The 22,692-nt window shown below is 74.8% G+C and carries 21 protein-coding genes; 1 reads left to right on the top strand and 20 read right to left on the bottom strand.

The window, feature by feature from the left end:
- Positions 1–2: 2 nt before the first annotated feature.
- The 13 genes from HNR08_RS16450 to HNR08_RS16390 all read right to left on the bottom strand — a co-directional run bounded on the left by HNR08_RS16450 (position 3) and on the right by HNR08_RS16390 (position 10,674).
- Complete coding sequence (locus HNR08_RS16450) at positions 3–392, bottom strand: hypothetical protein (RefSeq protein WP_146836536.1); 390 nt, start codon at positions 390–392, stop codon at positions 3–5.
- Between the two features lie 19 nt (positions 393–411).
- A complete protein-coding gene (locus tag HNR08_RS16445) occupies positions 412–699 on the bottom strand; it encodes a hypothetical protein (RefSeq protein ID WP_146836533.1) in 288 nt (95 codons plus the stop codon).
- Positions 699–1,346 (bottom strand): hypothetical protein, encoded by a 648-nt coding sequence (locus HNR08_RS16440; RefSeq protein WP_146836530.1) that lies wholly within the window; start codon positions 1,344–1,346, stop codon positions 699–701. Before HNR08_RS16440 ends, HNR08_RS16445 begins: the two co-directional genes overlap by 1 nt.
- Positions 1,347–1,407: 61 nt before the next feature.
- Positions 1,408–1,749, bottom strand: a complete 342-nt coding sequence (locus HNR08_RS16435) for a hypothetical protein (RefSeq protein WP_146836527.1) — start codon at positions 1,747–1,749, stop codon at positions 1,408–1,410.
- 53 nt (positions 1,750–1,802) lie between these two features.
- The gene (locus HNR08_RS16430; RefSeq protein ID WP_146836524.1) at positions 1,803–2,831 is read right to left on the bottom strand and encodes a DNA cytosine methyltransferase; all 1,029 of its coding nucleotides are present in this window, start codon (positions 2,829–2,831) and stop codon (positions 1,803–1,805) included.
- Between the two features lie 109 nt (positions 2,832–2,940).
- Complete coding sequence (locus HNR08_RS16425) at positions 2,941–3,306, bottom strand: hypothetical protein (protein WP_183835120.1); 366 nt, start codon at positions 3,304–3,306, stop codon at positions 2,941–2,943.
- A 131-nt stretch (positions 3,307–3,437) separates the two neighbouring features.
- Positions 3,438–4,217: a DcrB/PsbP domain-containing protein gene (locus tag HNR08_RS16420; protein WP_146836518.1), complete on the bottom strand. Its 780-nt coding sequence runs from the start codon at positions 4,215–4,217 to the stop codon at positions 3,438–3,440.
- Positions 4,218–4,338: 121 nt separating this feature from the next.
- A complete protein-coding gene (locus HNR08_RS16415; RefSeq protein ID WP_146836515.1) occupies positions 4,339–4,749 on the bottom strand; it encodes a hypothetical protein in 411 nt (136 codons plus the stop codon).
- Between the two features lie 53 nt (positions 4,750–4,802).
- Positions 4,803–5,156, bottom strand: a complete 354-nt coding sequence (locus tag HNR08_RS16410) for a hypothetical protein (RefSeq protein ID WP_146836513.1) — start codon at positions 5,154–5,156, stop codon at positions 4,803–4,805.
- 117 nt (positions 5,157–5,273) lie between these two features.
- Entirely contained in the window at positions 5,274–5,783 is a 510-nt protein-coding gene (locus HNR08_RS21325; RefSeq protein ID WP_186812756.1) for a hypothetical protein, read from the bottom strand.
- 389 nt (positions 5,784–6,172) lie between these two features.
- Positions 6,173–8,398, bottom strand: a complete 2,226-nt coding sequence (locus HNR08_RS16400; RefSeq protein WP_183835118.1) for a DEAD/DEAH box helicase — start codon at positions 8,396–8,398, stop codon at positions 6,173–6,175.
- Between the two features lie 46 nt (positions 8,399–8,444).
- On the bottom strand, positions 8,445–9,359 hold the full coding sequence (locus HNR08_RS16395; RefSeq protein WP_146836505.1) for a TrmH family RNA methyltransferase: 915 nt from the start codon (positions 9,357–9,359) through the stop codon (positions 8,445–8,447).
- Position 9,360: 1 nt separating this feature from the next.
- Complete coding sequence (locus HNR08_RS16390; protein ID WP_146836501.1) at positions 9,361–10,674, bottom strand: amidohydrolase; 1,314 nt, start codon at positions 10,672–10,674, stop codon at positions 9,361–9,363.
- A 98-nt stretch (positions 10,675–10,772) separates the two neighbouring features.
- On the opposite strand from HNR08_RS16390, the gene HNR08_RS16385 reads away from it, so the two are divergent.
- On the top strand, positions 10,773–13,646 hold the full coding sequence (locus tag HNR08_RS16385; RefSeq protein ID WP_146836499.1) for an AfsR/SARP family transcriptional regulator: 2,874 nt from the start codon (positions 10,773–10,775) through the stop codon (positions 13,644–13,646).
- Here the strand turns inward: HNR08_RS16385 and HNR08_RS16380 are convergent.
- The 7 genes from HNR08_RS16380 to HNR08_RS16350 form a co-directional block, all read right to left on the bottom strand.
- Positions 13,584–14,666: a class I SAM-dependent methyltransferase gene (locus tag HNR08_RS16380; protein ID WP_146836496.1), complete on the bottom strand. Its 1,083-nt coding sequence runs from the start codon at positions 14,664–14,666 to the stop codon at positions 13,584–13,586. The two genes, HNR08_RS16385 and HNR08_RS16380, sit on opposite strands and share 63 nt — an antisense overlap.
- 118 nt (positions 14,667–14,784) lie before the next feature.
- The gene (locus HNR08_RS16375) at positions 14,785–16,005 is read right to left on the bottom strand and encodes an MFS transporter (protein ID WP_246803032.1); all 1,221 of its coding nucleotides are present in this window, start codon (positions 16,003–16,005) and stop codon (positions 14,785–14,787) included.
- Positions 16,006–16,155: 150 nt separating this feature from the next.
- A complete protein-coding gene (locus HNR08_RS16370; RefSeq protein WP_146836493.1) occupies positions 16,156–18,138 on the bottom strand; it encodes an ABC transporter ATP-binding protein in 1,983 nt (660 codons plus the stop codon).
- Positions 18,135–19,868 carry an ABC transporter ATP-binding protein gene (locus tag HNR08_RS16365; RefSeq protein ID WP_146836490.1) on the bottom strand — a complete coding sequence of 578 codons (1,734 nt, stop codon included), beginning with the start codon at positions 19,866–19,868 and terminating at the stop codon, positions 18,135–18,137. The genes HNR08_RS16370 and HNR08_RS16365 overlap by 4 nt, the downstream gene beginning before the upstream one ends.
- 113 nt (positions 19,869–19,981) lie before the next feature.
- Complete coding sequence (locus HNR08_RS16360) at positions 19,982–20,713, bottom strand: TetR/AcrR family transcriptional regulator (RefSeq protein WP_221286375.1); 732 nt, start codon at positions 20,711–20,713, stop codon at positions 19,982–19,984.
- Between the two features lie 160 nt (positions 20,714–20,873).
- Positions 20,874–22,085: an SPFH domain-containing protein gene (locus tag HNR08_RS16355; RefSeq protein ID WP_146836486.1), complete on the bottom strand. Its 1,212-nt coding sequence runs from the start codon at positions 22,083–22,085 to the stop codon at positions 20,874–20,876.
- Positions 22,086–22,194: 109 nt separating this feature from the next.
- Complete coding sequence (locus HNR08_RS16350) at positions 22,195–22,677, bottom strand: NfeD family protein (RefSeq protein WP_146836479.1); 483 nt, start codon at positions 22,675–22,677, stop codon at positions 22,195–22,197.
- Between the last annotated feature and the right edge of the window lie 15 nt (positions 22,678–22,692).

Genomic DNA, 22,692 nt, shown 5'->3' with positions numbered 1-22,692 from the left:
TCTCAGAGCAGCTCGAGCGGGATGTGGATCCCGGTGGGTCGCCAGGGCTGGGCAGGGTCCTCGTGCAGCAGCACGGGCACCGGCACCAGCACCCCGGTGGGGGTGCGCCACTGGGCCTGCAGGACGTTGCGGCGGACCTGGTTCTCGGCGATACCGTCCGGCTCCCAGGTCTCGATGAGGTCGCGGTCCTCGAACTCCTCGGCCGTGGTGAGTCCGCTGACGTAGCCGACCGCGACGGCGCAGTGGGCGCACCGGCGGTAGGTCCAGGCGCCGGCGCCGCGGTCGAGCCCGACGCCGCGGGTGTAGGCCTCGCCGGGGTGGATGGTGCGGCCGCAGCAGCAGCACGTGTGGGCCTTCCGGGCGCGGGGCTTGGTGTGGATGAACGTGGGCATCGGGTGCTCCGGTCGGGGGCTACAGGGACTGCAGGATGGCGATGACGGCGATGCCCGGCAGGCCGAGCACGCTGGCGACCAGGGACCCGAGCGCGAGCCGGTCCATCGGCTTGCTGGCGCCGCCGTTGAGGGCTCCGAGGGCGATGGCCAACACCATGACGGTGACGGCTGCGACGGCGGCGAGCATCGGCCCGGTGTGGGCGGCGGCGGCCAGGATCGTGAGGAGCACCAGGGCCAGCCCTGCCCCCGTCCAGGCCAGGTCTGCCTTCTCGGCCGGGCTGGGGTCGGTGTGCGGCGGGATGCCCATCAGTGCTCCTGGGGCCGGTCGGCGGTCAGCGGCGGGCGGGCGCCCGACTCGTACTGCTCGAGCAGGGCGCGCAGCGCGCGCACGTTCTGCTGCTCGGTCCGCACGAAGGTCCAGACCTGCTCGATCTCGGCCTGCTTGTCGGCCAGTGCCTCGCGCAGCCGGTCGGCCGGGGTGGTGTACCCGGCGCGGACGTAGTGCACCAGCCCGGCGGCGGACAGGCGCGCTCCGACCCTGCCGGTGCTGTGTCCGTCGAGGATCTGCACCAGGCCGCCGTCCTCCAGCGCGCGCAGCGCCGGGCGGACCTCGGGCTCGAAGGTCCACCGCTGCTCCCCGAGCCGGTGCCGGGCGGCGAGCACCTCCATGACCAGCTCCTGGGTGGGGGTCAGCGCCTTGACCCTCAGCCGGACCAGGACCTGCAGCGGGTTGGGCTGCTGGCCGAGGATCCACGGGATCGGCACGGAGAGCTCGTCGGACAGGCCGACGATGTCGGAGCCGTCCAGCTCCGGGTCGTCACCGGCCAGCCTGGCGTCCAGCTCGTCCTCGGACCAGCCGAACGTGGTGGTGATGGCGCCTCGGGCGCCCGGGGTCGCCTCGAGCATGGCGCGCAGCCGCCCACCGGTGGTGGACAGGTCGACGGTGGTGCTCACGGCGGTACCTCTCGTGTCGGGGGCTCTGACCGGTGGATGTGCGGCACGGGCCGCGACCGCCTCACTGCCCGATGAACAAGGCCCCGGCCATCAGCCCGGCCGCGGCTCCCATGAGCCCGCCGATCACCGCGCCGGAGCGGACCGCGGCCGGTGTTGTGGACACGTCGGCGCCCCGACACACCCCGAGCGCCGCGACCGCGAACAGCGGGCTGGCGATCGCGCCGTCAAGGCCTCCCGGACCCAGCAGCAGCCCGAGGATGGCGCCGACGAACGCCGACCCCCAGGTGGTCGCCCGCAGGGCCCGGTCGCCACGGCGGATCTCCTCCTGCTCGAGCTTGCGGCGGTTGGGGCGCGCCGGCGGCAGCCGGTACCCGGGGCCGTCAGGCATGTGGCTGGTGCTCATGGGGTTCCTCCTGGCTGGCTGGGCGTCACCTGGAGGATGTGCGGCAGGGCCCGCTAGGCGCCGACCAGGGGGACGGCCGCGTCGACAACGGCGAGACGGCGTGCCAGCCAGGCGGAGGTGCCGGTGTGCACGGCGTTGCCCAGCGCCGTCCATCGGGCCGTCAGCGGCATGTCAGAGGTCCAGCCGTCCGGGAAGCCCTGCAGCCGTTCCCACTCGGTGACGCTCAGGGTCCGCAGCCGCCCGGCCTGGGCGATGAGGTGGGTCTGGCGCAGCGGGCCGCCGCCGTCGTACCCGGTCAGGGTGTTCCCGTCGCCATCGGCGACCCAGGTCTCGTACCCGCCCTTGACCAGGGAGGTGCGGGCACGTGCGGACTTGCGCCAGATCAGGGCGCCATCAGGTCCGACAGGACTGAGAGCAGGGCGGGGTCCGCGCGCGTTCCGGCCGAGGACACCCGGGCGTGCAGCTTCGCCGCCTCGCTGCTCGTCACCCAGAACGGCCCATGCGGGTCGGGGGTCGCCTCCACGATGGGCGACCACGAGGACTCGACGCCGTCGCTGGGGCGTGCCGAGGTGTCGCCCGTCCACCACCCGGTATGCCCACCCATACCCGAGCTCCTCCAGGACACCGAAGACGGTGGCTGCGTCCCACCCGGTCCGGTCGACGCCGTCCTTGCCTCTGCCGGGACTGCGGAGAAGCCCGTCGGGGTTCTCGATGACGACCCATCGTGGGCGCTCGTGCTCGGGGTGCTCGTCGAGGATGCGGGCGAACTCCCAGAACATGCCCGAGCGGGCGCCGGCGAGGCCGAGGCGATGTGGAGCGGCGCCGGACAGGTCCTGGCAGGGGATGCCTGCGAAGGCGATGTCAGGGCGGCCCAGGTCTGCGGCAGCGACGTCACGGATGTCTCCCATCAGCGGGGTGTTCGGGAAGTGCCGTGACAGCACGCGCTGGCAGTTCTTGTTGAACTCCACCATGACCGTTGGTTCCCAGTCGGTCTCCGCGTGGATACCGACCTCGAAGCCGCCGATCCCGGTGAACAGGGAGGCGTAGCGCAGCGGGCTGCGGGAGGTTGCGGGGGCTGTCACGTCGGCCGGATGTGCGGCGTTCGTGCAGCTCAGATGGTGTTTCGCCCCGCTGGGCTAGCTGCAGCTCGCTAGGTCGGGTGCGAGCTCGCTCGGGCGGGCTAGCTGCTGTTCACATCGACCGCATGAACGCGTCGAGTTCGCTGACACCCTGCGCGGTGACCTCTGCAGCGAGGCGTGCGCGCAGTGCCTTGAGCTCCGCTGCCCGTGCGACCGAGTCGCGGTAGCTGCTCACGGTCCCGGGTGCGAGCGTTCCCCAAGCGCGCTCGTGGAGGTCGGGCAGGAGGTGCGGCGCACGCCGACGGGCGAGCTCGAGATCCGCGAGCAGCGGTGTCCAGGAGGTTCGGATGGTCGCGCGACCGTAGGTCGAGTCGATGGTGAGCACGGCCGCTGCGGCTGCGAGGAATGCCCAGAGCGCGGCGCCGACGGCAGGGCCTAGGACGAACCCGGCCGCCGCCCCCGCGGTGACGGAGAGCACCTGGCCTGCGGCGATCTCCTGCGCACGGCGCCTGCGGACGCCCTCGTGGTCGTGCGGCGCGAACAGCAGGTACGTCTCCTCCCCCTCGTCGTCACGGTCCGTGGTCCAGACGAGCCATCTCGGTGCGGGTCTCATGAGCCCAGCTCCAGGTCGGCCGCAGCACGCCGCGCGGCGCGCTGCAGGTCCGCGACCCGCTCGTCGAGCTCTGGAACGCACGGCCGACGAGCGCCGGTGAGCTCGCGCGGGCCGATCTCTCCCACGAGCGCGCGCGCAGCGGCGGTCACCTCTGGAGCGAGACCTCGCGAGAGCGCTGACATCGCGGCCACGACGCATTGGATGGGAGCGACCTGTGGGTGAGCGCGGGTCGCGGCCGAGGTCAGAGCGCGCCGGGAGATCGATGTGGCGCGCGCGGCCCGCGACGGGACGCAGGCGAGGGCCGTCGGTGTCGGCGTGCCCTGCTCCTGCACCAGGGACAGGGGTGCGAGGGGACCTTCTCGGTGCACCCACTCCCGCATGCTGTCCGACGGGCGCCCCGACGGGATCACCCGCTGCCAGAACGCCTGTCGCATCACCCACTGCTCGTCGGTTGTGCCCACTGGCGGGTCGGTGTCGTTCCAGTAGCTGAACTCCGTGAACTCCGGGATGGTCGCGACCGCGTCGGCGAGGCGTCGGTGGCCGCGGAGCACGAGCGCCCCGACGTCCCGCGTCTGCGGATCGACCGCCCAGCAGACGGACAGGTGGTGAGGGTCAGACCAGTGGAGCCGGGGGTCTTCTGCGGCCCGTTCGCTCATCACGGAGGCATGGCTCAGCGCGAGCACGGCGACGGGCGCGGGCAGTCGGAAGACGAGAGCGGTGTCGATGGCGGAGACCGCGACGCCGACCACTTCCTCGGCGTCGAGCCGGTCCCGCACGACGTCCAGCGCGGGTCGGTGTGCGTCAAGCACTGCCGGGAGGTCCGTCCCGGCAGCGAGCCGGAACGCTGGGGCGATACGGGTACTCACCCTTGCTGGATGTGCGGCGCGCGGCCGCCCTTCAGCCGGTGAGGTCGAGTTCCACGCCGTCCTGGTCGGCGAGGGCGAGGATGTGGTCGGCAGCCACCCGGGCCCAGAACGGCGCGGCAGGGCCGGTCGCGCCGCGGGCGAGCGCGGGCGCCAGTCGCCAACGCAGGTGGCTGCGGTGGTGCTCGGCGAGCGCGTCGACGAGCATGCGCTGGATGCCGGCGCGGGCGAGGTTCGGGTGGACCGTGATCGAGGTGATCGTGACGGTGCCGTCGCGGGCTTCGGCGTAGTCCAGGTGGGCGCCGCCGTGCCGGGGGTTGGCAGCGCGGATCGACCACTGCAGCGTGGAGCCATCGGCTCCCGTCAGTGATCGCTCGAACGTGTGCTCGGCGGTGGGGAGCGGGTGCCGGTGCACCTGACCTCCAGGTTCGTCCGATTCGAACATCCGTTCCAAGTATGCATCAGAACGGTGCCGAACCGCCGATGACCTGCAGCGAGCTACCTCCAGCCGGCGAAGCCTGCTGGCATGGCGGGCAGCTCGGCAACACGCACACCTCCCGCCTCGCGGAGGGTCGCGAGACGGAGCGTCGCCTGGGCGAGGCCGAGACGGGAGGTTTCGCGCCAGCCGTGCCAGAACCGCTGGACGACCTGCCACGGCAGCGCATTCGGGTCGGTGAGTCCATCGGGCTCCACCTGGCGCAGCACCTCCAGGACGTAGCGGTTCTCGATCGTGCCGACCGGGGCCAGGCCGTAGGCGACGACTCCCCCGGCTGCCAGCTCCTGCTCCAGGGTGACGCGCTGCAGGTTGGTCAGTCGTGCCAGCAGTGTCTTGGTGGGGGTGTGCTCGCTCATCTCCTGGCTATGTGCGGCGGCGTGTGCGCCGCGGCGCCGGCCACGCCGAGCGCTGCCTTTCCAGGATCGGTCAGAGCCGGGTCCGCCCCGACGTTCTCTGCGTGCGGCACCGGCCGCTCAGGCGGCCTCGGCGTGCCGGTACTGCTCGAGCAGGAGGCTGGCGACCTGGGCGGCGCGCTTCTCGATGTCGGGGTACAGCGGTGCACTGTCGCCCAACGCCCACCCGTGCTCTGGGGTCCATCCGTGGTCGGTGGCTGGGAACACCCCGACGTCGTCACGGTCGTAGGCCTCCTCACCGTCGGCGACCGCGTCGCAGTGCTCGGCCCAGTCCACGATCCACAGCTGCTCGTCCTGCAGGCCGTGGACGTCCAGGATCTGGCCACCGGGGGTCCGCACACCGGCGTGGACCCAGCCGGCGACGCCGTGGGGGCCGTCGGAGACCACGACGACCTCCCACCCACTCGCATCGTGCAGCGCCTGAGCGAGCCTGTGGCACTGCTCTGCGGTGAAGGTCAGCTCGTCGCAGTCCCCGATCGGGGGCACCGCGGCGGTCGCTGCCTCGCTGTGCTCCGCGAGCAACTGGCCCGCGAGCTGCATGGACCGCGGGGTGGGACGCGGCGGGTCCACGGCGGGTACCTCAAGCACTGACCGGTCAGCCCCGCCGGAGCGACCTGCCCACGTGGCCTGGTTGTCCACCCCGCCCAAGTGCAGGACGCGGCCGTTCGGTGTCCGAACGGCGAACTGGCCGGCGCTGCTGGTGACGACGGGCCAGCCGGTCACTTCGTGAAGCGCCATCGCGATGCCTCGCCCCCGGTCCTGGACCACCGCTGACCAGTCGGCGCGCGTCGGGCTGTCGTCCAGCGTGATCGACGCCTCGCCGCGCGCTCGGGTCGAGAACTGACCGCCGGAGCGCACCCCGGCCGGGGTGCGCGGATGTGCGGAGGCGTCGAAGCGCTGACCCGTCATGCCGCGTAGATGTGCGGGCGGGCTCTGCCGGCCGTTGCGCGGGCCGAGGCTCAGGCCGCGGCCCGTGTGGTGCGGGACCGCTTGGAGCGTGCCTCCACCCGCTCGGCGACGATCGCGGCGATGATCCCGCCGACGCTCGCGAGTTCGTCCGTCTCCTGAGTCGCGACGGAGGTGTCGTAGCCGCCGCCGAGAACCGGGTCGAGCACGGCTGCCTTGCGACGCTGGACCCGCTGGAGGTGCTCGTCCAGGGTGCCGGAGGCCAGCAGGGTGGTCAGCGTGATCGCTCGCGTCTGCCCGATGCGCTTGGTCCGGTCGCGCGCCTGGGTGAGCGTCGTGGGCTCCCAGTCGGACTCGACGAAGAGGTTGTCGCACGCTCGCGTCAGCGTGATGCCGACGCCGGCTGCCTGCATCGACAGCACCAGCGCCTTGTAGCGCCCGGCCTGGAAGTCCGCGGTGATCTTGCCCCGGTTGCCAGCCGATGTGGCGCCGTCGATCACGGCGACGTCGGCGCCCGCCTCCTCGATCGCGGTGCGCATGGCCGTGGCGACCTCGTTGTGGTGGCACCACACGAGCAGCGGCCGGTCGTGCCTCGCGGCGTCCTGCGCGGCGATCCAGTCGGTGATGTACTCGATGGCGGCCGGCACCTTGGCCACCCCGGCGGCCTTGCGCAGCGGGGAGATGAAGCCGATGTTGCTCGCCGCGAAGGCCCTGACCTCCTCGTCGGTGGGAGTGTGCGCGAGCCCGGCCTTGCGCTCGTACGGGGTCTGCAGCAGGGAGTCGAGCCACTCGTCGACGATGCCGTGCTGCTTGACGATGGCTGCCCGGTAGAGGGCGCTGCCCGTGGCGTCGAGGTCGATGTACTTCGCCCGTGGAGGCAGTACCTCTGGCATGGTCGGGCCGTCCGGGTCCCGGTTGTAGACCTCGGAGGCGTTGCGCCGGACCCACACGCCCGCGCTGAGGGCGACGTTCAGCTGCTCGAGAGCCCGCTTGCGGGGGCTGAACCGGCCGTACTGGTCGACGGTGCAGTAGTCCGTCAGGTACTGGTGCAGCCCGCCGAAGATGGTGTCGAGGTGCCCGCTGATCGCGAGCTGGGAGGCGAGCTGGTACGGGTTGGAGGTCATCGGGGTGCCGGAGATCGGCACGCGCAGGCCGGTGACAGCCTGTGCGACGCTCCGAACGGCCCGTGCCCGGGACGTGGCCCAGTTCTTGTGCCGGTGCGACTCGTCGACTGTGATGCCGTCGGGCGCCCAGTCGCGCAGCTTTGCGCGCAGCTCGGGCCTGGATGCGAGCAGCGAGTCCGGGACCACCACCACGCCCTGATCGGGGAACTCCCGGACCTTGCGGCCGGCAGAGACCATGACGGTCGTGCCGGCCTCGGGGCGGGCGTCAGGGTCCTTGTCCGGGTAGGCGAGCCCGTAGGCCGCGATCTCGCGGACCCAGTTGGTCAGGGCGACGGGCGGGGTGATGACGAGCAGCCGCCGGGTGCCGGCCACCGCGTGCGCGGCGATGGACTGGATCGTCTTGCCGAGCCCGGGTTCGTCGCAGAGGAACGCGTGCCCGCCGACGATGGCATAGGTCCCGGACAGCTGGTAGCCGTACAGGGTGCGCCGGGCCCAGGCAGGAAGCGGCGGCAGACCGTCCGGGGTCTTCTTGGGTGCGCGCGGCATGAGGCCGAGCAGCATCGGCCAGTCGGGCCGAGAGTTGCCGAGCGTTCCGCGGTGCACGCCGTCCACGAGGGAGCGCCCCTGCTCGAGCACCGTGCGGGGCACGCTGGTCCCCGCCGCGGCGACGTGGCGCATGTCGGGGGTGTGGATGAGCCACCGGAGTTGGTCGCGATCCCACTCCGCCCCGAGCGGGACGTGCTCGCCGGCGTCGGAGAAGCGAGGGTACAGGTGCGTGGTCCAGGGGTCGTCGGGGTCTGTCTCGATCCACGGGGTCGCCAGGTCGGCCAGGGCCCTGACGCCGGCGCGGGCGCCGTGGGACAGGTCGAGCTGGAACCCGAGCTCGGACAGCACCCGGTCTGCGTCGGGCCCCGGGTTGTGCACGATCCACGACCCGGTCGGCTTGTCGAAGTGGCGACCGGGCAGCTTGAGCAGCCAGTCGGTCAGTGTCTTGGGTCGTCCCCGGTGCACCTTGGTCTTCCCGGGCCGCGAGACCTTGGGCGCGGGGTAGGTCGGGAACTTCACGGCGACGGGCACGGGCGCGTACCGCGGGAAGGTGAGCACCAGAACGGGCCGGCGGCGGGTGCCGGACAGGGTCGCGGTCGGGGTGCTCACCCCGAGTACATGTGCGGCGGCGGCTCGCCCGGCCGGGCGCCGACCTTCAGCGGGTGCGGATGCGTGTCCCCCAGAGCGCGACGGCGAGTGCGGATGCGACGTTGAGGGAGTCCACTCCTCCGCCCATGGGGATCTTGACGGTGACGTCGGCATGCTCGAGCGTCTCGGGCTTCAGCCCGTGCCCTTCGGTGCCTACGACGAGGGCCAGGCGGTCGGGGAGGTCCTGCTCGAAGTCGTCGAGACTCACGGCGCTCGCCGACAAGGCGAGGGCCGCGACCGTGTACCCGGCGGCCTTGAGCTCGTCCATGCCGCCCTGGGGCCAGGAGTCAATGCGCGTCCAGGGCACCTGGAACACGGTCCCCATGGAGACCCTGACCGACCGCCTGTAGAGCGGGTCGGCGCACCTGGGGGTCACGAGGAAGGCGTCCGCGTTCAGCGCTGCACAGGCGCGGATCCCGGCACCTAGGTTGGTATGGTCGACGAGGTCCTCGAAGACGACGACCCGGCTCGGAGGTTGCTGACTTATCGGGAGATAAGCGCCGACGTTCGTGTGGTCGACCACGTCCTCCAGCACGGCCACCCGGCGGGCGCCGGCCAGCACCTCGGCGACCGGCGGCAGCGGCGGGCGGTGCATGGCGGCCAGCGCGCCGCGGTGCACGTGGAAGCCGGTGATCGCCTCCAGCACCGCCGGCTCCGCGACGTACACCCGCACGGGCGGGTCGCCGGGGTCGCGGGAGGTCAGCATCGCCTCCAGGTCCGGCAGCCAGCGCGGGGACACGAGCACGGACCGGGGCCGGTGGCCCGCGGCGAGCGCCCGGCCGAGCACCGTCGAGCTCTCCGCGATGTACAGGCCCTTGGCCGGCTCGTGCCGCGAGCGCAGCGCGACGTCGGTCAGGGCGACGTAGTCGGCGAGCCGCTCGTCGGCCGGGTCGGTCAGGTGGACGAGGTCGAGGGCGGGCACGTCAGGCGAGGAACTCGAGCGCGGCGGCCACCAGCAGGCGGCGGCCCGCGGCGATGGTCGGCTCGTCCAGCGGGGCGAACTGCGCGGTGTGGTTCCCGGGCACGGCGGGCGAGAACCCGGCCGCGTAGCCCTCGGGGAACAGCGCGGGGTCCATGCCGCCCCAGAACCAGAACGCGTACGGCACGGGGTCGCCGTCGTACCGGCCCTTCGGCAGCCCGTACTCGGAGAAGTCCTCCGAGCCCATGAGCGGCTCGGCCAGGCGGACGGCGCCCTCGGGCATGACCGCGCGCTGCGCCGCCATGACCCGGTCGACCACGGCGGCGGTGTTCACCGTCGCCGGCGGGTTCTCCCGCATCCCGATCGTCGGCGGCTGCGGGCAGCCCGCGGCGGCGGACTCGGCCTCGACGACCCGGCGGACGGCGGCCACCGCGCGCTCCATCGACGCGTCGGACCGGGCGCGCAGGTTCACCGTGAACGTCGCGGTGTCCGGGATGATGTTCGACTTCGTGCCGGCGTGGAACGTGCCGACCGTGACCACGACCGGGTCCTCCGGGGAGGTCTCCCGGGACACGATGGCCTGCAGCCGGGTGACGGCGTAGGCCGCGGTCAGGACCGGGTCCACCGTCACGTGCGGACGGGAGCCGTGGCCACCTCGCCCGTGGATCGTCACGTCGAGGGTGCAGGCGGCCGCCATGAGCAGCTCCCGGGAGTGGTTCGCGACCCCGGCCGGCAGCGGCCCGACGTGCTGGCCGAGCGCGACGTCGGGCTTCGGGAACCGCGTGAACAGACCGTCCTCGAGCATCGCCCGCGCACCCGCCGCGGTCTCCTCGGCGGGCTGGCCGACCACGAGCAGGGTGCCGCGCCAGGCGTCCCGGGCGCCGGCCAGCGCGTCGACGGCCGCCGCGAGCGCCGTCACGTGCATGTCGTGCCCGCAGGCGTGCATCGTGAAGACGGTCTCCCCCGCCGGGTTCACGTCGGTGTGCCGGCTCGCGTACGGCAGGCCGGTCTCCTCGTGCACCGGCAGCCCGTCCATGTCGGCGCGCAGCATGACGACCGGGCCGTCCCCGTTGCGCAGGAGCCCGACCACGCCCGTGCCGCCGACGCCCTCGGTGACCTCGAGCCCGGACGCGCGCAGCTCCGCCGCGAGCGCGGCGGCCGTGCGGTGCTCCCGGCCGGACAGCTCGGGGTGCGCGTGCAGGTCGCGGTACAGGTCCCGCCAGTGGGCGTCGCGCGGGTCGGCGGCGTCGAGCACGCGCAGCGCGCGGGTCGCGTCGGGTGCGGCGGCGGGTGCGGCGGCGGGTGCGTCGTGGGCCATGCGGCGGGTCCCTCCCAGGTCGGCGGTCGGCCCTGGCACGGTACCCCGCGGGTAGTACCCCCTGCCGCCGCGGCGCCCGCGCCCCTACCATCGGCCCCATGCGGTACGGGGTCCTGGGTCCCGTGGAGCTCGTGACCGCGGAGGGGGCGGAACCCGTTCGCGGCAGCCGTCAGCGCGCCCTGCTGGCCGTGCTGCTGGCGCACCGGGGCGCGCTCGTCCCGCGGGAGCGGCTCATCGCGGCGCTGTGGCCGGAGGGCCCGCCGCCGAGCGCCGAGCACACCCTGCACTCGCACGCGTCCCGGGTGCGGGCCCTGGTCGGGCCGGACCTGCGGGCCGTGCCCGGCGGGTACCGCCTCGACCCGCAGGACCTGGACGCCGACCGGTTCGACCGCGCGGTGCGCGAGGCGGCGCGGGCAGCGCAGGAGGCCGCGACCGTGCTCACCGACGCCCTCGCGCTGTGGCGCGGGCCGGCGTTCGGCTCGGAGGCCGACCTGCCGGAGGTGCAGGCGGAGGCCGAGCGCCTGGACGCCGCGCGCCGCACCGCGCACGAGGCGCTCGCCCGGGCGCTGCTCGCGGCGGAGCCCGGCCGGGCGGCGGAGGCCGCGGAGCGCGCCCTGGACGGCGACCCGTACCGGGAGGGCGCGTGGGCGCTGCTCGTGCGGGCGCGCACCGCGGAGGGCAGGCCGGGCGAGGCGGTGCTGGCGTACCTGCGGGCCGCGGCGGCGCTCGACGAGATCGGGCTGCTCCCGTCGCAGGACCTGCAGTCCGCGCACGCCGCGGCGCTCGCGGCGGGCCGGCCCCGGCGCCCGGCGGCGGCGGGGGCACCGGCCCGGGAGCGCGTGCGGCGCGGGCCCCCGGCGGCAGCCGGCGCGGACGGGCAGGTGGTGCTGGACGGCCCGCCGTTCCCGCGGGTGCGCACCTCGTTCGTCGGCCGGGAGGACGCGGTCGCCGCCGTGCTCGGGCTGCTGCCGTCGACGGCGCTGGTCGCCCTCGTCGGTCCCGGCGGAGTCGGCAAGACCCGGCTCGCGCTGGAGGCGGCGGCCCGGGACGGGAGGCCCGCGCGGTTCGTCGAGCTCGGCGCCGTCCGGGACCCCGCGGCGGTGCCGACCGCCGTCGCCGGTGCCCTGTCCTCCGACCCCGAGGACGCCCCGGCGCAGGCGCTCGCGCGGGCGGCCCGCAAGGACCTGCTGCTCGTGCTGGACAACTGCGAGCACCTGTCCGCGGCGGTGGCCGAGTGCGTCGACCTGCTGCTCGCCGCGCCGGGCCCGCTGCGGGTGGTCGCCACCAGCCGCACTCCCCTGCACGTCGCCGGCGAGCACGTGGTCCCCGTGGAGCCGCTCGCCGCCGGCGCCGGGGCGCGGCTGTTCCGGGACCGCGCCCGCGCGGCGTCCGGCCACGAGCCGCCCGCCGGCGCCGCGGACGCGGTGGCCCGGGTGGTCGACCGGCTCGACGGACTGCCGCTCGCCGTGGAGATGGCCGCCGCGCGCACCGCGACGCTCAGCGTCGCCGACCTCGCCGACGTGCTCGAGGCCCGGCTGGACGCGCTGGTCTGGCCGCGCCGCGACGCCCCGCCCCGGCACCGCTCGCTCGCCGCGCTCGTCGCCTGGTCCCGGGAGCTCCTCGGCGACTCCGCGCGACGCGCCCTCGACGGCTGGCCGGTGTTCGCGACCGCCTGCCCGCCGGAGCTCGCGGCCCGGGTGCTCGACGTGCCCCCGACGACCGCCGAGGACCTCGCCGCCGCGTCCCTCCTGGTCCGGGACGACCTGGACGGGCGGACCCGGTACCGGATGCTGCAGACGGTGCGCGCCGTCGTCGGCCCCCCGGCGGAGCCCGTCCGCGCGCGGCACGCCGCCGTGCTGCTCGACGTCGCCCGCGACGCCGACCGGGCCCTGCGCGGGGCAGCCGAGCCCGACGCCCGGGTCCGCCTGTCCGCCCTCCTGCCGGACCTGCGCCTCGCGCACGCCTGGTCCGCCACGCACGACCCGGACCTCGCCGTCCGGCTGACGCGCACCCTGCACCTGCACGCCGTCGACGGGCTGCGCACCGACGTCCTCGCCTGGCCCGTGCCCGGCCGCGAGGACGCCCCCGCCGTGCTGGCCGCGCTCGCCGCCCGCGCGCTGCTGCAGGGCCACCGCGCCGCCGCGGGCCGCCGCGCGGAGGCCGCGCTCGGGGCGGCGAGCGACCCCGCCGACCGGCTGCACGCCCTGGAGGTGCTCGCCGACCTCGCGCTCTTCGAGGGCCGCACCGACGAGGCCGTCGCGCACGGCGCCCGGATCGCCGCGGAGGCGCAGCACGCCGGGGACCCGCACTACCGCGTCATCGGCCTGACCTACCCCGCGCTCGTCGCCGCGTACCGGGACCGCCCGACCACCGCCCGCACCGCCCTGGCCACGCTCTCGCACGCGGTGCAGTCCGCCCCCAGCGACCGCGGCTGGCTGGCGTTCACCACCGGTGAGGTGCTGGCCCGCACCGACCCGGACGGCGCGCTCGCGGCGCTCGGCGAGGCCCGGGACCTCGCCGACCGCGTCGGGAACCGCTACCTGTCCGGCGTGGCCCGCGCCGCGACCGTCGCCGCCGTCGCCCGCCGCCCGGACCCGGCCGGCGCCCTGGAGGAGCTGCTCGACCTCGCCCGGACGTGGGCGCCGACCGGCGACCGCACCCACCTGCTCACGGCGCTCCGCAACGCCGTCCCCCTCCTGGTCCGGCTGGACCGGCCCGCCGAGGCCGCCCGGCTGCTCGGCACGGTCACCGCCCGGCAGCTCCCCGCGCCCTACGGCGTCGAGGCGGACGCGCTCGCGGACGCCCGCGCCGCGCTCGCGGACCGCCTCGGCGCGGCCCGGCTCGCCGCGTGCACCGTCGAGGGCCGGTCCACCGACCTCGCGTCGGCCGTCGCGCGGCTCGCGGCCGCGTCACACGAGCAGGCGGTAGAACCGGAAGAGGTCGTGCTCGACCGGAAGCACCTGCACCCCTGAGAACCCGGCCGCGCGGGCGTACCGGTCCAGGGTCGCGGGCCGCATCACCGTGCCGGTGCCCACGCTGGGCTCGTGCGACAGGCCGTCCGGCAGGCACACCGTCAGCGAGAAGCCGTAGAACCACCGGTCCATCGGCCCGGCCGGGGCGGTGAACTCCTCCGCGACCCGCTCGTCGGCGACCACGACCCAGCCGTCCGGCGCCACCAGCGACCGAGCTGCCGCGAGCACCGCGACCGGGTCCGCCATGTCGTGCACGCACTCGAACGCCGTGACCACGTCGAACCCCGTGTCCCGCACCGCGGCGGCGTCCGACGCGACGAACCGCACCCGGTCCTCCACCCCGAGCACCGCCGCGTGCCGCCGGGCCGCAGCGACCGACGGGGCGTCCAGGTCGATCCCGACGACCTCGAGGTCCCCGTACGCCAGCGCCAGCCCGACCGACGACCAGCCCTCCCCGCAGCCGATGTCCGCGAGCCGCGCCCCGGACCGCAGCCGCGCGTCGAGCCCGGGCAGCGCGCCCGCGACCAGGTCCGCCAGCCCGTGCAGGAAGAACGGCCGGTTCAGCGCGGCCTGCGCCTCCCGGGCGTCCGCGCCCAGCCGGTCCCAGGACACGCCGCCGCCGGACCGGTACGCCGCGTGCAGGTCGTCGACGACCCGCTGGCTCGCGGCGTGCATCCGGCCGAGCGGGGCCAGGTAGTCGGCGGAGTCGGCGTCGGACAGCACCTCCGCCGCGCCCGCGGTGAGCCGGAACGCCCCGTCCTCGGCGGCGACGTAGCCGCAGGACGCCTGGTGCTCCAGCCACTCCCGGACGTACCGCGGGTGGGTGCCGGTGCGGCCGGCGAGCTCGTCGGGGGTGCAGGGTCCGTGCTGCGCGAGCGCCCGGTACCAGCCGAGCCGCTCCCCGGCGTGCACGGCGGCGAGCTCCTGCGCCCCCAGGCTGGCGGCGAGGACGCGCGCGGCGACCTCCGCGGTGCTCGCGCCGACGGGCTCGAACAGGTCGGTCGGGCTGGTGCTGGACATGCGCTCCCCCTCGGGAGGTCGGGCCGCCCGGCCTCGTGCCGGCGGCGGACCTCCAGTGGGCACCCGGGGCCTCGCAGGAGCCTCGCAGGAGGGTCGCGGGGCCCGCCGGGGCGGGGCGTCAGGCCGGGACCGGCACCGCCGGCCGCTCCCGCTGCCACGCCCGCGCCCCGGCGAGCGCCGCGACACCCCCGGCGACGGCGACCACCGGCACCACGACGAACGCGGTGTGCGACCCGACCACGTCCGCGAGCGCCCCGAGCACGAACGGCGCGATGCCGATCGCCAGCCCGCCCGCGACGGTCGCCCGGGCCTGGGCCGCGTCGGTCCGCCCGCCGGAGGCCCCGAGCAGCAGGGAGATGCCGAGCGGGTAGTGCGCCCCGTACCCGAGCCCGGCGAGGAACAGCCCCGCGAGCGCGACCGGCGCGGACGTCGCCGTCCAGAGCACCGCCCAGCCCGCGACCGCCACGCCGAACGCGGCGGCCAGCAGCCGCGCCGGGGACACCCGCAGCGACAGCGGGCCGACGACGAACCGGATGAGCGTCATCCCCGCGACCAGCCCGGCGGTCGTCGCGGTCGCGATCCCCGCGCCGGCACCGGTGCGCTCCCGGACCAGGTCGGTCGCCCAGTACGTCGTGGCGTTCTCGACCGCGATGGCGGCCACGATGGTCACGAGGAACCACCGGGAGGCGCGCACCGCGGGCACCGCCGCGGGGACGTGCGTCCCGGGGTCGGCGGCACGCAGGCCGCGGCCGAGCGCCCCGTCCCCCGGCAGCCGGCGGACCAGCACCGCGGTGCCCACGGCGAGCACCGCGGTGACCGCGACGGCCGGCCGCCAGCCCCAGCCCGCCGCGACGCACGCGCCGACCGCGAGCGGCCCGACCAGGCCGATGCCCGACCCGACGCCGTTCGCCTCGGTCACGGCCGCGGACGCCGCGGGCCCGTGGTGGTCGGCCAGCGCGGCCTGGGCGGCGCTGATCATGACGTTGCCGCCGAGCGCGATGACCACCACCCCGCCGAGCGTGACGCCCAGGGCCGTCCCGGTGGTCAGCAGCGCGGTGCCGACGGCCAGCACGGCCCCGGCGCCCACGACCGCCGCCCGGCGTCCCAGCCGCCGCACGACCCGGGGCGTCACGGCCGCCGCCAGGATCGCCCCGACGGCCATCGCCGTGCCGTGCAGCCCGGCCTGGGCGTTGGACACGCCGAGCTCGCGCGCCAGCAGGGGCACGCTCGGGTTGAACGAGTACAGCAGCCACCCCCACATGACGAAACCGCCGTACAGCGTGAGGGTGAACCGGTCCCGGTGGAGCCGCGGCGGGTCCGCCACGGTGCGCGTCGTCACGAGCGGAACCCTACTGTCCCGCCGCGCGCGTCCCGCGGGCCCTCCGCCCCGCCCGGCCGGCTGCCCGCCCCGCCCGCGCGCGACGAGACGGCAGCACCCGGGGATCGCGGTCGTGCCGGGGTCCCGGGTGCTGCCGTCCCGTGGAGCGCCTCAGTCGTCGACGGCGACCGCGGCGGCGAACTGGCTCGCGTACAGGCGCGCGTAGGCGCCGCCCGCGGCCAGCAGCTCGTCGTGCGAGCCCTGCTCGACGATCGAGCCGTGCTCCATCACGAGGATCACGTCCGCGTCCCGGATGGTCGACAGCCGGTGCGCGATGACGAACGACGTCCGCCCGGACCGCAGCGCGTTCATCGCCTGCTGCACCAGCACCTCGGTGCGGGTGTCGACCGAGGACGTCGCCTCGTCCAGCACGAGGATCGCGGGGTCGGCCAGGAACGCGCGGGCGATGGTCAGCAGCTGCTTCTCCCCCGCCGACACGTTCGCGGCCTCGTCGTCGATCACGGTGTCGTACCCGTCGGGCAGCGACCGCACGAACTGGTCGACGTGCGTCGCCACCGCCGCCTCGACCAGCCGCTCCTCGGGCACGTCCGGGGCGCCGTAGGCGATGTTCTCGCGGATGGTGCCGCCGAACAGCCAGGTGTCCTGGAGCACCATGCCGACCTGCGAGCGCAGCGCGTCCCGCGTCGTGGCCCGGGTGTCGACGCCGTCCAGGGTGATCCGGCCGCCGTCGATCTCGTAGAACCGCATGAGCAGGTTCACCAGCGTGGTCTTGCCCGCACCGGTCGGCCCGACGATCGCGACCGTCTGCCCGGGCTCGGCCACGAGCGACAGGTCCTCGATCAGCGGGGTGTCCTCGACGTACCGGAACGACACGCCCTCGAACACCACGCGGCCCTGCACCCGCTCCGGCAGCCGCGCGGGCTCGGCCGGGTCGGGCTCCTGCTCCGGGGCGTCCAGCAGCTCGAACACGCGCTCCGCGGAGGCGACGCCGGACTGCAGGAGGTTCATCATCGAGGCGATCTGGGTGATCGGCTGCGTGAACTGCCGCGAGTACTGGATGAACGCCTGCACGTCGCCCAGCGTCATCGCGCCGGACGCCACCCGCAGGCCGCCGACCACCGCCACGATCACGTAGTTGAGGTTCGCGATGAACCCCATCGCCGGCTGGATGATCCCGGAGATGAACTGCGCCTTGAACGACGCCTGGTAGAGCTCGGCGTTCTGGTCGTGGAACTCCCCGACCGCCTGGCGCTGCCGCCCGAAGACCTTCACCAGGGCGTGGCCGGTGTACATCTCCTCGATGTGGGCGTTCAGCGAGCCCGTCCACTTCCACTGCGCCACGAACTGCGGCTGCGAGCGCTTGGCGATCGCCGCGGTCACGACCACCGACAGCGGGATGGTCACGAGCGCGACCACCGCGAGCAGCGGCGAGATCCAGAACATCATCCCGAGGACGCCGACCACGGTCAGCACCGAGGTGATGAGCTGGGACAGCGTCTGCTGGAGGGTCTGGGCGACGTTGTCGATGTCGTTCGTGACCCGGCTGAGCACCTCGCCGCGGGGCTGCGCGTCGAAGTACTTCAGCGGCAGCCGGCCGAGCTTGGCCTCGACCTCCTCGCGCAGCCGGAACACCGTGCGCTGCACGACGCCCGTCGTGATGAGGCCCTGCACCCAGGAGAACAGCGCGGACGCGACGTAGATCGCGACCACCGCGAGCAGCAGGTTCCGCAGCGTCGTGAAGTCGACGCCCTCGCCGGGGACGACGTCCATCCCGGACAGCATGTCCGCGAGCTGGTCCTGCCCCTGCTGGCGCAGCCCCTCGACCGCCTGGGCCTTCGTGACCCCCTCCGGGAGCTGGGCCCCGACGACGCCGTTGAAGATGACGTTCGTCGCGTTGCCGAGCACCTTCGGGCCGCTCACGGCCAGCGCGACCGAGGCGATGCCGAGCAGCACCACCGCGACGAGCTTCCACCGCTCGGGGCGCAGCACGCCGAGCAGCCGGCGCCCGGACTCCTTGAAGTTCAGCGACTTCTCGCCGGGCATGCCCATGCCGCCGCCCATCGGCCCCATGCCGCCGCCGCGCGGGGGCCGGCGCCGTGCCGGGGCCGGGGCGTTCTCCGTCTCGGCGCTCATGCCGCCTCCTCCGCGCTGATCTGGGAGAACACGATCTCCCGGTACGTCTCGCAGGTGTCCATCAGCTCGGCGTGGGTGCCGGTGCCGACGACGGCCCCCTCGTCGAGCACGACGATCCGGTCCGCGTCGCGGATCGTCGCGACCCGCTGGGCGACCACGACGACCGCCGAGTGCCGGGTCTCCGGCACCAGGGCCGCCCGGAGCGCCGCGTCGGTCGCGAAGTCCAGGGCCGAGAACGAGTCGTCGAACAGGTAGATCGCCGGCTTGCGGACCAGGGCCCGCGCGATGGCGAGGCGCTGCCGCTGCCCGCCGGACACGTTCGTGCCGCCCTGCGCGACCGGGGCGTCCAGCCCGCCGGGCATCTCCGCGACGAACGACCGCGCCTGCGCCACCTCGAGCGCGTGCCACAGGTCCTCGTCGGTCGCGTCGGGGTTGCCGTAGCGCAGGTTCGAGGCGACGGTGCCGCTGAACAGGTACGGCCGCTGCGGCACCAGCCCGATGAGCGACCAGAGGTCGTCCGGGGCCAGGTCGCGGACGTCCACGCCGTCGATGCGCACCGTCCCGGCCGTCGCGTCGAACAGGCGCGGCACCAGGTTCACCAGCGTGGTCTTGCCGGAGCCGGTGGACCCGATGACGGCGGTGGTCCGCCCGGGCTCGGCGACGAGGTCGATCCCGTGCAGCACCGGCCGCTCGGCGCCCGGGTACCGGAACTCGACGTCCCGCAGCTCGAGGCGGCCCCGCGGCTGCTCGAGCCGCACCGGGGCGGACGACGCCACGACCGACGACTCGGTGTCCAGCACGTCCGTGATGCGCTCGGACGACACCACGGCCCGCGGCACCATCACGAACATCATCGAGGCCATCATCACGGCCATGAGGATGTACATGATGTAGGACAGGAACGCCGTCAGGGCGCCGATCTGCATGTCCCCCGCGTCGATCCGCCCGGCGCCGAACCACAGCACGCCGACGCTGGTCAGGTTCATGATCAGCATGACCGCGGGGAACATCAGCGACATCAGCCGGCCGACCCGCAGCGAGGTGTCGAACAGCGCGTCGTTCGCCTCCGCGAACCGCTCGGCCTCCCGGCGCTCGCGGACGAACGCCCGGATGACCCGCAGGCCGGTGATCTGCTCGCGCATGACGCGGTTGATCGCGTCGATCCGCGTCTGCATCACCCGGAAGTACGGGACCATCTTCGACACGATCAGCCCGACGACGACCCCGAGCACCGGGACCACGACGAGCAGCAGGCCGGACAGCGCCACGTCCTGCTGCAGGGCCAGGACGACGCCGCCGACCAGCATGATCGGGGCCATCACCATGATGGTGAACGTCAGCAGCACGACCATCTGGACCTGCTGGACGTCGTTGGTCGTGCGGGTGATCAGCGACGGTGCGCCGAACTGCCCGACCTCGCGGGCCGAGAAGTCCTGCACGCGGGTGAACAGCCCCTCGCGCAGGTCGCGGCCGAACGACATGGCGACCTGGGCGCCGAAGTACACGGCGAGCACCGAGCAGGCGACCTGCAGCAGGCTGACGCCGAGCATGACCCCGCCGATCCGCAGGATGTAGCCGGTGTCGCCCACGGCGACGCCCTTGTCGATGATGTCGGCGTTCAGGGTGGGCAGGTAGAGGGTGGCGATGGTCTGCGCGAGCTGGAGCAGCATCACGTAGACCACCTGGCTGCGATACGGCCGCAGGTACTCGCGGAGCAGGCGGAGCAGCATGGGACTCCCGGGGCGGGTGTGTGCGAGGTGGGGGGCTCGGGCCGGTCCGGGGAGGACGGGCCCGGTGCGGCGTCCGCGGCGGGGCGGGCGTCGGATCGGGTGGCGCGCGGACCTCAGGTCCGGGTGGCGCCGTGCAGCAGCACGTCGACGAGATCGGCGATCGCGTCGTCGGGATCCTCGGGCAGCACGGGGAAGCCGTGGCCCATCACGGCGGCGAGCAGCACGCGGGCGAGCCGCTCGGGCTCGACCCGCAGCTCGGCACCGTACGCCGCGAGCCGGCGGGCCACGACGGCCCGCTCCTCGGCCATCGCGCGGGTCAGCGCGTCCCGGCCGGGCATCGCCGGGTGGCCCCGGCCGTGCGGCACGGGCTGGCGGACGGGCTCCGCGCCCGGGTCGAGGTCGCGCGGCGCGTGGCCGGGGACCGGGCGGCCGGTGAGGTCGGCTCCCCGGGCCTCGCGGACCTGCTCGGCCCGGCGGCCCTCCTCGGAGGCGAGCAGCGTGTGCAGGCCGACCATGACGCGGCGGACCCGGCGGCCGTGGTCGAGGACGACGCGGGCGACCTGGGTCATCTCCTCGCCGAGCGTCACGTCGCGCGGCAGCGCCTCGATCTCCTGGACGCCGACCCGCGGGTCGAGCGCCCGCTCGGCGGCGGTCCGCAGCAGCTCGACCTTGTCGTCGAAGGCGCGGAACAGGGTGCCCTCCGCGACGCCGGCCGCCAAGGCGATCTGCCGCGTCGAGACCTGCGCGCCGTGCTGGACGAGCAGCGGGATGGTGGCGGTCGCGATGGCGGCACGGCGCTCCTCGCGGCTCATCGGCCGCGCCCGCCCGCTCCGCGTCTCCTTCACGCCGCCGATCATAAGTGAGTGAGCACTCACTCGTCCAGTCCGCCCCTCCCGTGCCGGGCCGGGCGGCGCCGAGCACGGCGACGCCCGCCGTGCGGGCTGGTGCACGGCGGGCGTCGTCGGGGCGGGGTGGCGGCAGGGCGCCGCGTCCCGCGGGGTCAGGTCAGGGCTGGACCGGCGGGACCGTTCCGGCGTCCGGCTCCTCCCCGCCCGCCGGCGCGGCGGGCGGCGGCGGGGTCGTCGGGTGCGTCGCCCCGTGCCGCGGGCGCTGCCCGGCCTCGGCGACCGGGTCGAACGGCCGGCCGCTGAACGTCCCCGCGCTGGTCGCGTCGGCGGTGGCCGCCTCGGACTCGCGCCGCGCCTCGGCCAGGGCCTCCTTGGGGTCGGTCAGCGCGATCGGCGGCAGGTCGTCCGCGGACAGCGGCGACTCCCCCGGGGGCCGGGTGGGCGCCGGCGCGGCGCCACCCTCGGCCGCGGGACCCCCGAACGCCCCGGCGAACCCCTGCGCGAACTGCCCGAGCGCGCCGGTCAGCTCGGACGGCACGATCCAGACCTTGTTCGCCGGCGTGGCCGCGAGCTTCGGCAGCGCCTGCAGGTACTGGTAGGCCAGGAGCTTCGGGTCGGCGTCGCCGCGGTGCACGGCGTCGAACACCTGCAGGATCGCCCGGGACTCGCCCTCGGCGGTGAGGATCGCGGACTGCGCCGCACCCTCGGCCCGCAGGATCGCGGCCTGCTTCTCGCCCTCGGCCGTGAGGATCTGGGACTGCTTGACGCCCTCCGCGGTGAGGATCGCGGCGCGGCGGTCGCGCTCGGCCCGCATCTGCTGCTCCATCGCGCCCTGCACGGAGGCGGGCGGGTCGATGCTCTTCAGCTCGACGCGGTTCACGCGGATGCCCCACTTGCCGGTGGCCTCGTCGAGGACCCCGCGGAGCTGGCCGTTGATCTGGTCGCGCGAGGTCAGCGTCTGCTCGAGGTCCATCGAGCCGATCACGTTGCGGAGCGTGGTGACCGTGAGCTGCTCGATGCCGGTGATGTAGTTCGCGATCTCGTAGACCGCGGACTTCGGCTCGGTCACCTGGAAGTAGATGACGGTGTCGATGCTCACGACCAGGTTGTCGGACGTGATCACGGGCTGCGGCGGGAAGGAGACCACCTGCTCGCGCAGGTCGACGCCCGCGCGCACCCGGTCCACGAAGGGCACGATCAGGTGCAGGCCGGCGTCCATCGTCCGGTGGTACCGGCCCAGCCGCTCCACGAGGAGCGCGACGGTCTGGGGCACGATCCGCACGGCCCGGACCAGGGTCACCACGACGAAGATCGCCAGGATGGCGACGAACACCCATCCGACGATCGTGCCGACGTTCGCGTCGTCCACTGCGTTCCTCCTCGCCTCGGCCCGCGCGTGGGCCGACGTCGGGCGGTGACCGGCCGGCCGCCGCCTCCCTCTCGTGCCGCGCCGGGCGAGCCGGGGCGGCGGTCCTCCGTCAGATCCCGGCGGGCGCCCCCGGCGTCTCGGGCGCACCCGGCGCGGCGGGCCGCTCCACCGACTCGACGACGGCGGTCGCCCCGTCGATCCGCGTCACGCGGACCTCGGCCCCGGCCGGAAACGTCGCGCCCTCCACGGCGGCGCGGGCGGACCACACCTCGCCGGAGAGCTTCACGCGGCCGCCCTGGTCGTCGGTCGGCGCGACCACCACGGCGGGGCGGCCGACCAGCGCGGCGGAGTTCGTCTCGACCAGCTCGGTGCGCTCGCGCAGCCGGCGCAGCAGGAACGGCCGCAGCGCGAACAGCAGGAGCAGCGACGTGACGGCCGCGATGACGATCTGCCAGGCCAGCGAGAGCCCGAGCGCCGCCGCCAGCGCGCCCGCGAGCGCGCCGCCCGCCAGCATGAGGAAGATCAGGTCGAGGGTGAACATCTCGGCCACGCCCAGCAGCATCGCGCCGCCGAGCCACCAGAGCCAGTCCATCGTCGGCCCCCTTCC

Source organism: Cellulomonas hominis, from assembly GCF_014201095.1.
GTDB lineage: Bacteria > Actinomycetota > Actinomycetes > Actinomycetales > Cellulomonadaceae > Cellulomonas > Cellulomonas hominis.
This window is presented reverse-complemented; position numbering and strand designations above follow the sequence as displayed.

Coding starts and splice junctions, on each gene's coding strand:
- HNR08_RS16350 (WP_146836479.1), bottom strand. CDS start 22,677: ATGGACTGGCTCTGGTGGCTCGGCGGCGCGATGCTGCTGGGCGTGGCC.
- HNR08_RS16410 (WP_146836513.1), bottom strand. CDS start 5,156: ATGAGCGAGCACACCCCCACCAAGACACTGCTGGCACGACTGACCAAC.
- HNR08_RS16445 (WP_146836533.1), bottom strand. CDS start 699: ATGGGCATCCCGCCGCACACCGACCCCAGCCCGGCCGAGAAGGCAGAC.
- HNR08_RS16435 (WP_146836527.1), bottom strand. CDS start 1,749: ATGAGCACCAGCCACATGCCTGACGGCCCCGGGTACCGGCTGCCGCCG.
- HNR08_RS16370 (WP_146836493.1), bottom strand. CDS start 18,138: ATGAGCGCCGAGACGGAGAACGCCCCGGCCCCGGCACGGCGCCGGCCC.
- HNR08_RS16385 (WP_146836499.1), top strand. CDS start 10,773: ATGCGGTACGGGGTCCTGGGTCCCGTGGAGCTCGTGACCGCGGAGGGG.
- HNR08_RS16390 (WP_146836501.1), bottom strand. CDS start 10,674: ATGGCCCACGACGCACCCGCCGCCGCACCCGCCGCCGCACCCGACGCG.
- HNR08_RS16380 (WP_146836496.1), bottom strand. CDS start 14,666: ATGTCCAGCACCAGCCCGACCGACCTGTTCGAGCCCGTCGGCGCGAGC.
- HNR08_RS16415 (WP_146836515.1), bottom strand. CDS start 4,749: ATGTTCGAATCGGACGAACCTGGAGGTCAGGTGCACCGGCACCCGCTC.
- HNR08_RS16450 (WP_146836536.1), bottom strand. CDS start 392: ATGCCCACGTTCATCCACACCAAGCCCCGCGCCCGGAAGGCCCACACG.
- HNR08_RS16365 (WP_146836490.1), bottom strand. CDS start 19,868: ATGCTGCTCCGCCTGCTCCGCGAGTACCTGCGGCCGTATCGCAGCCAG.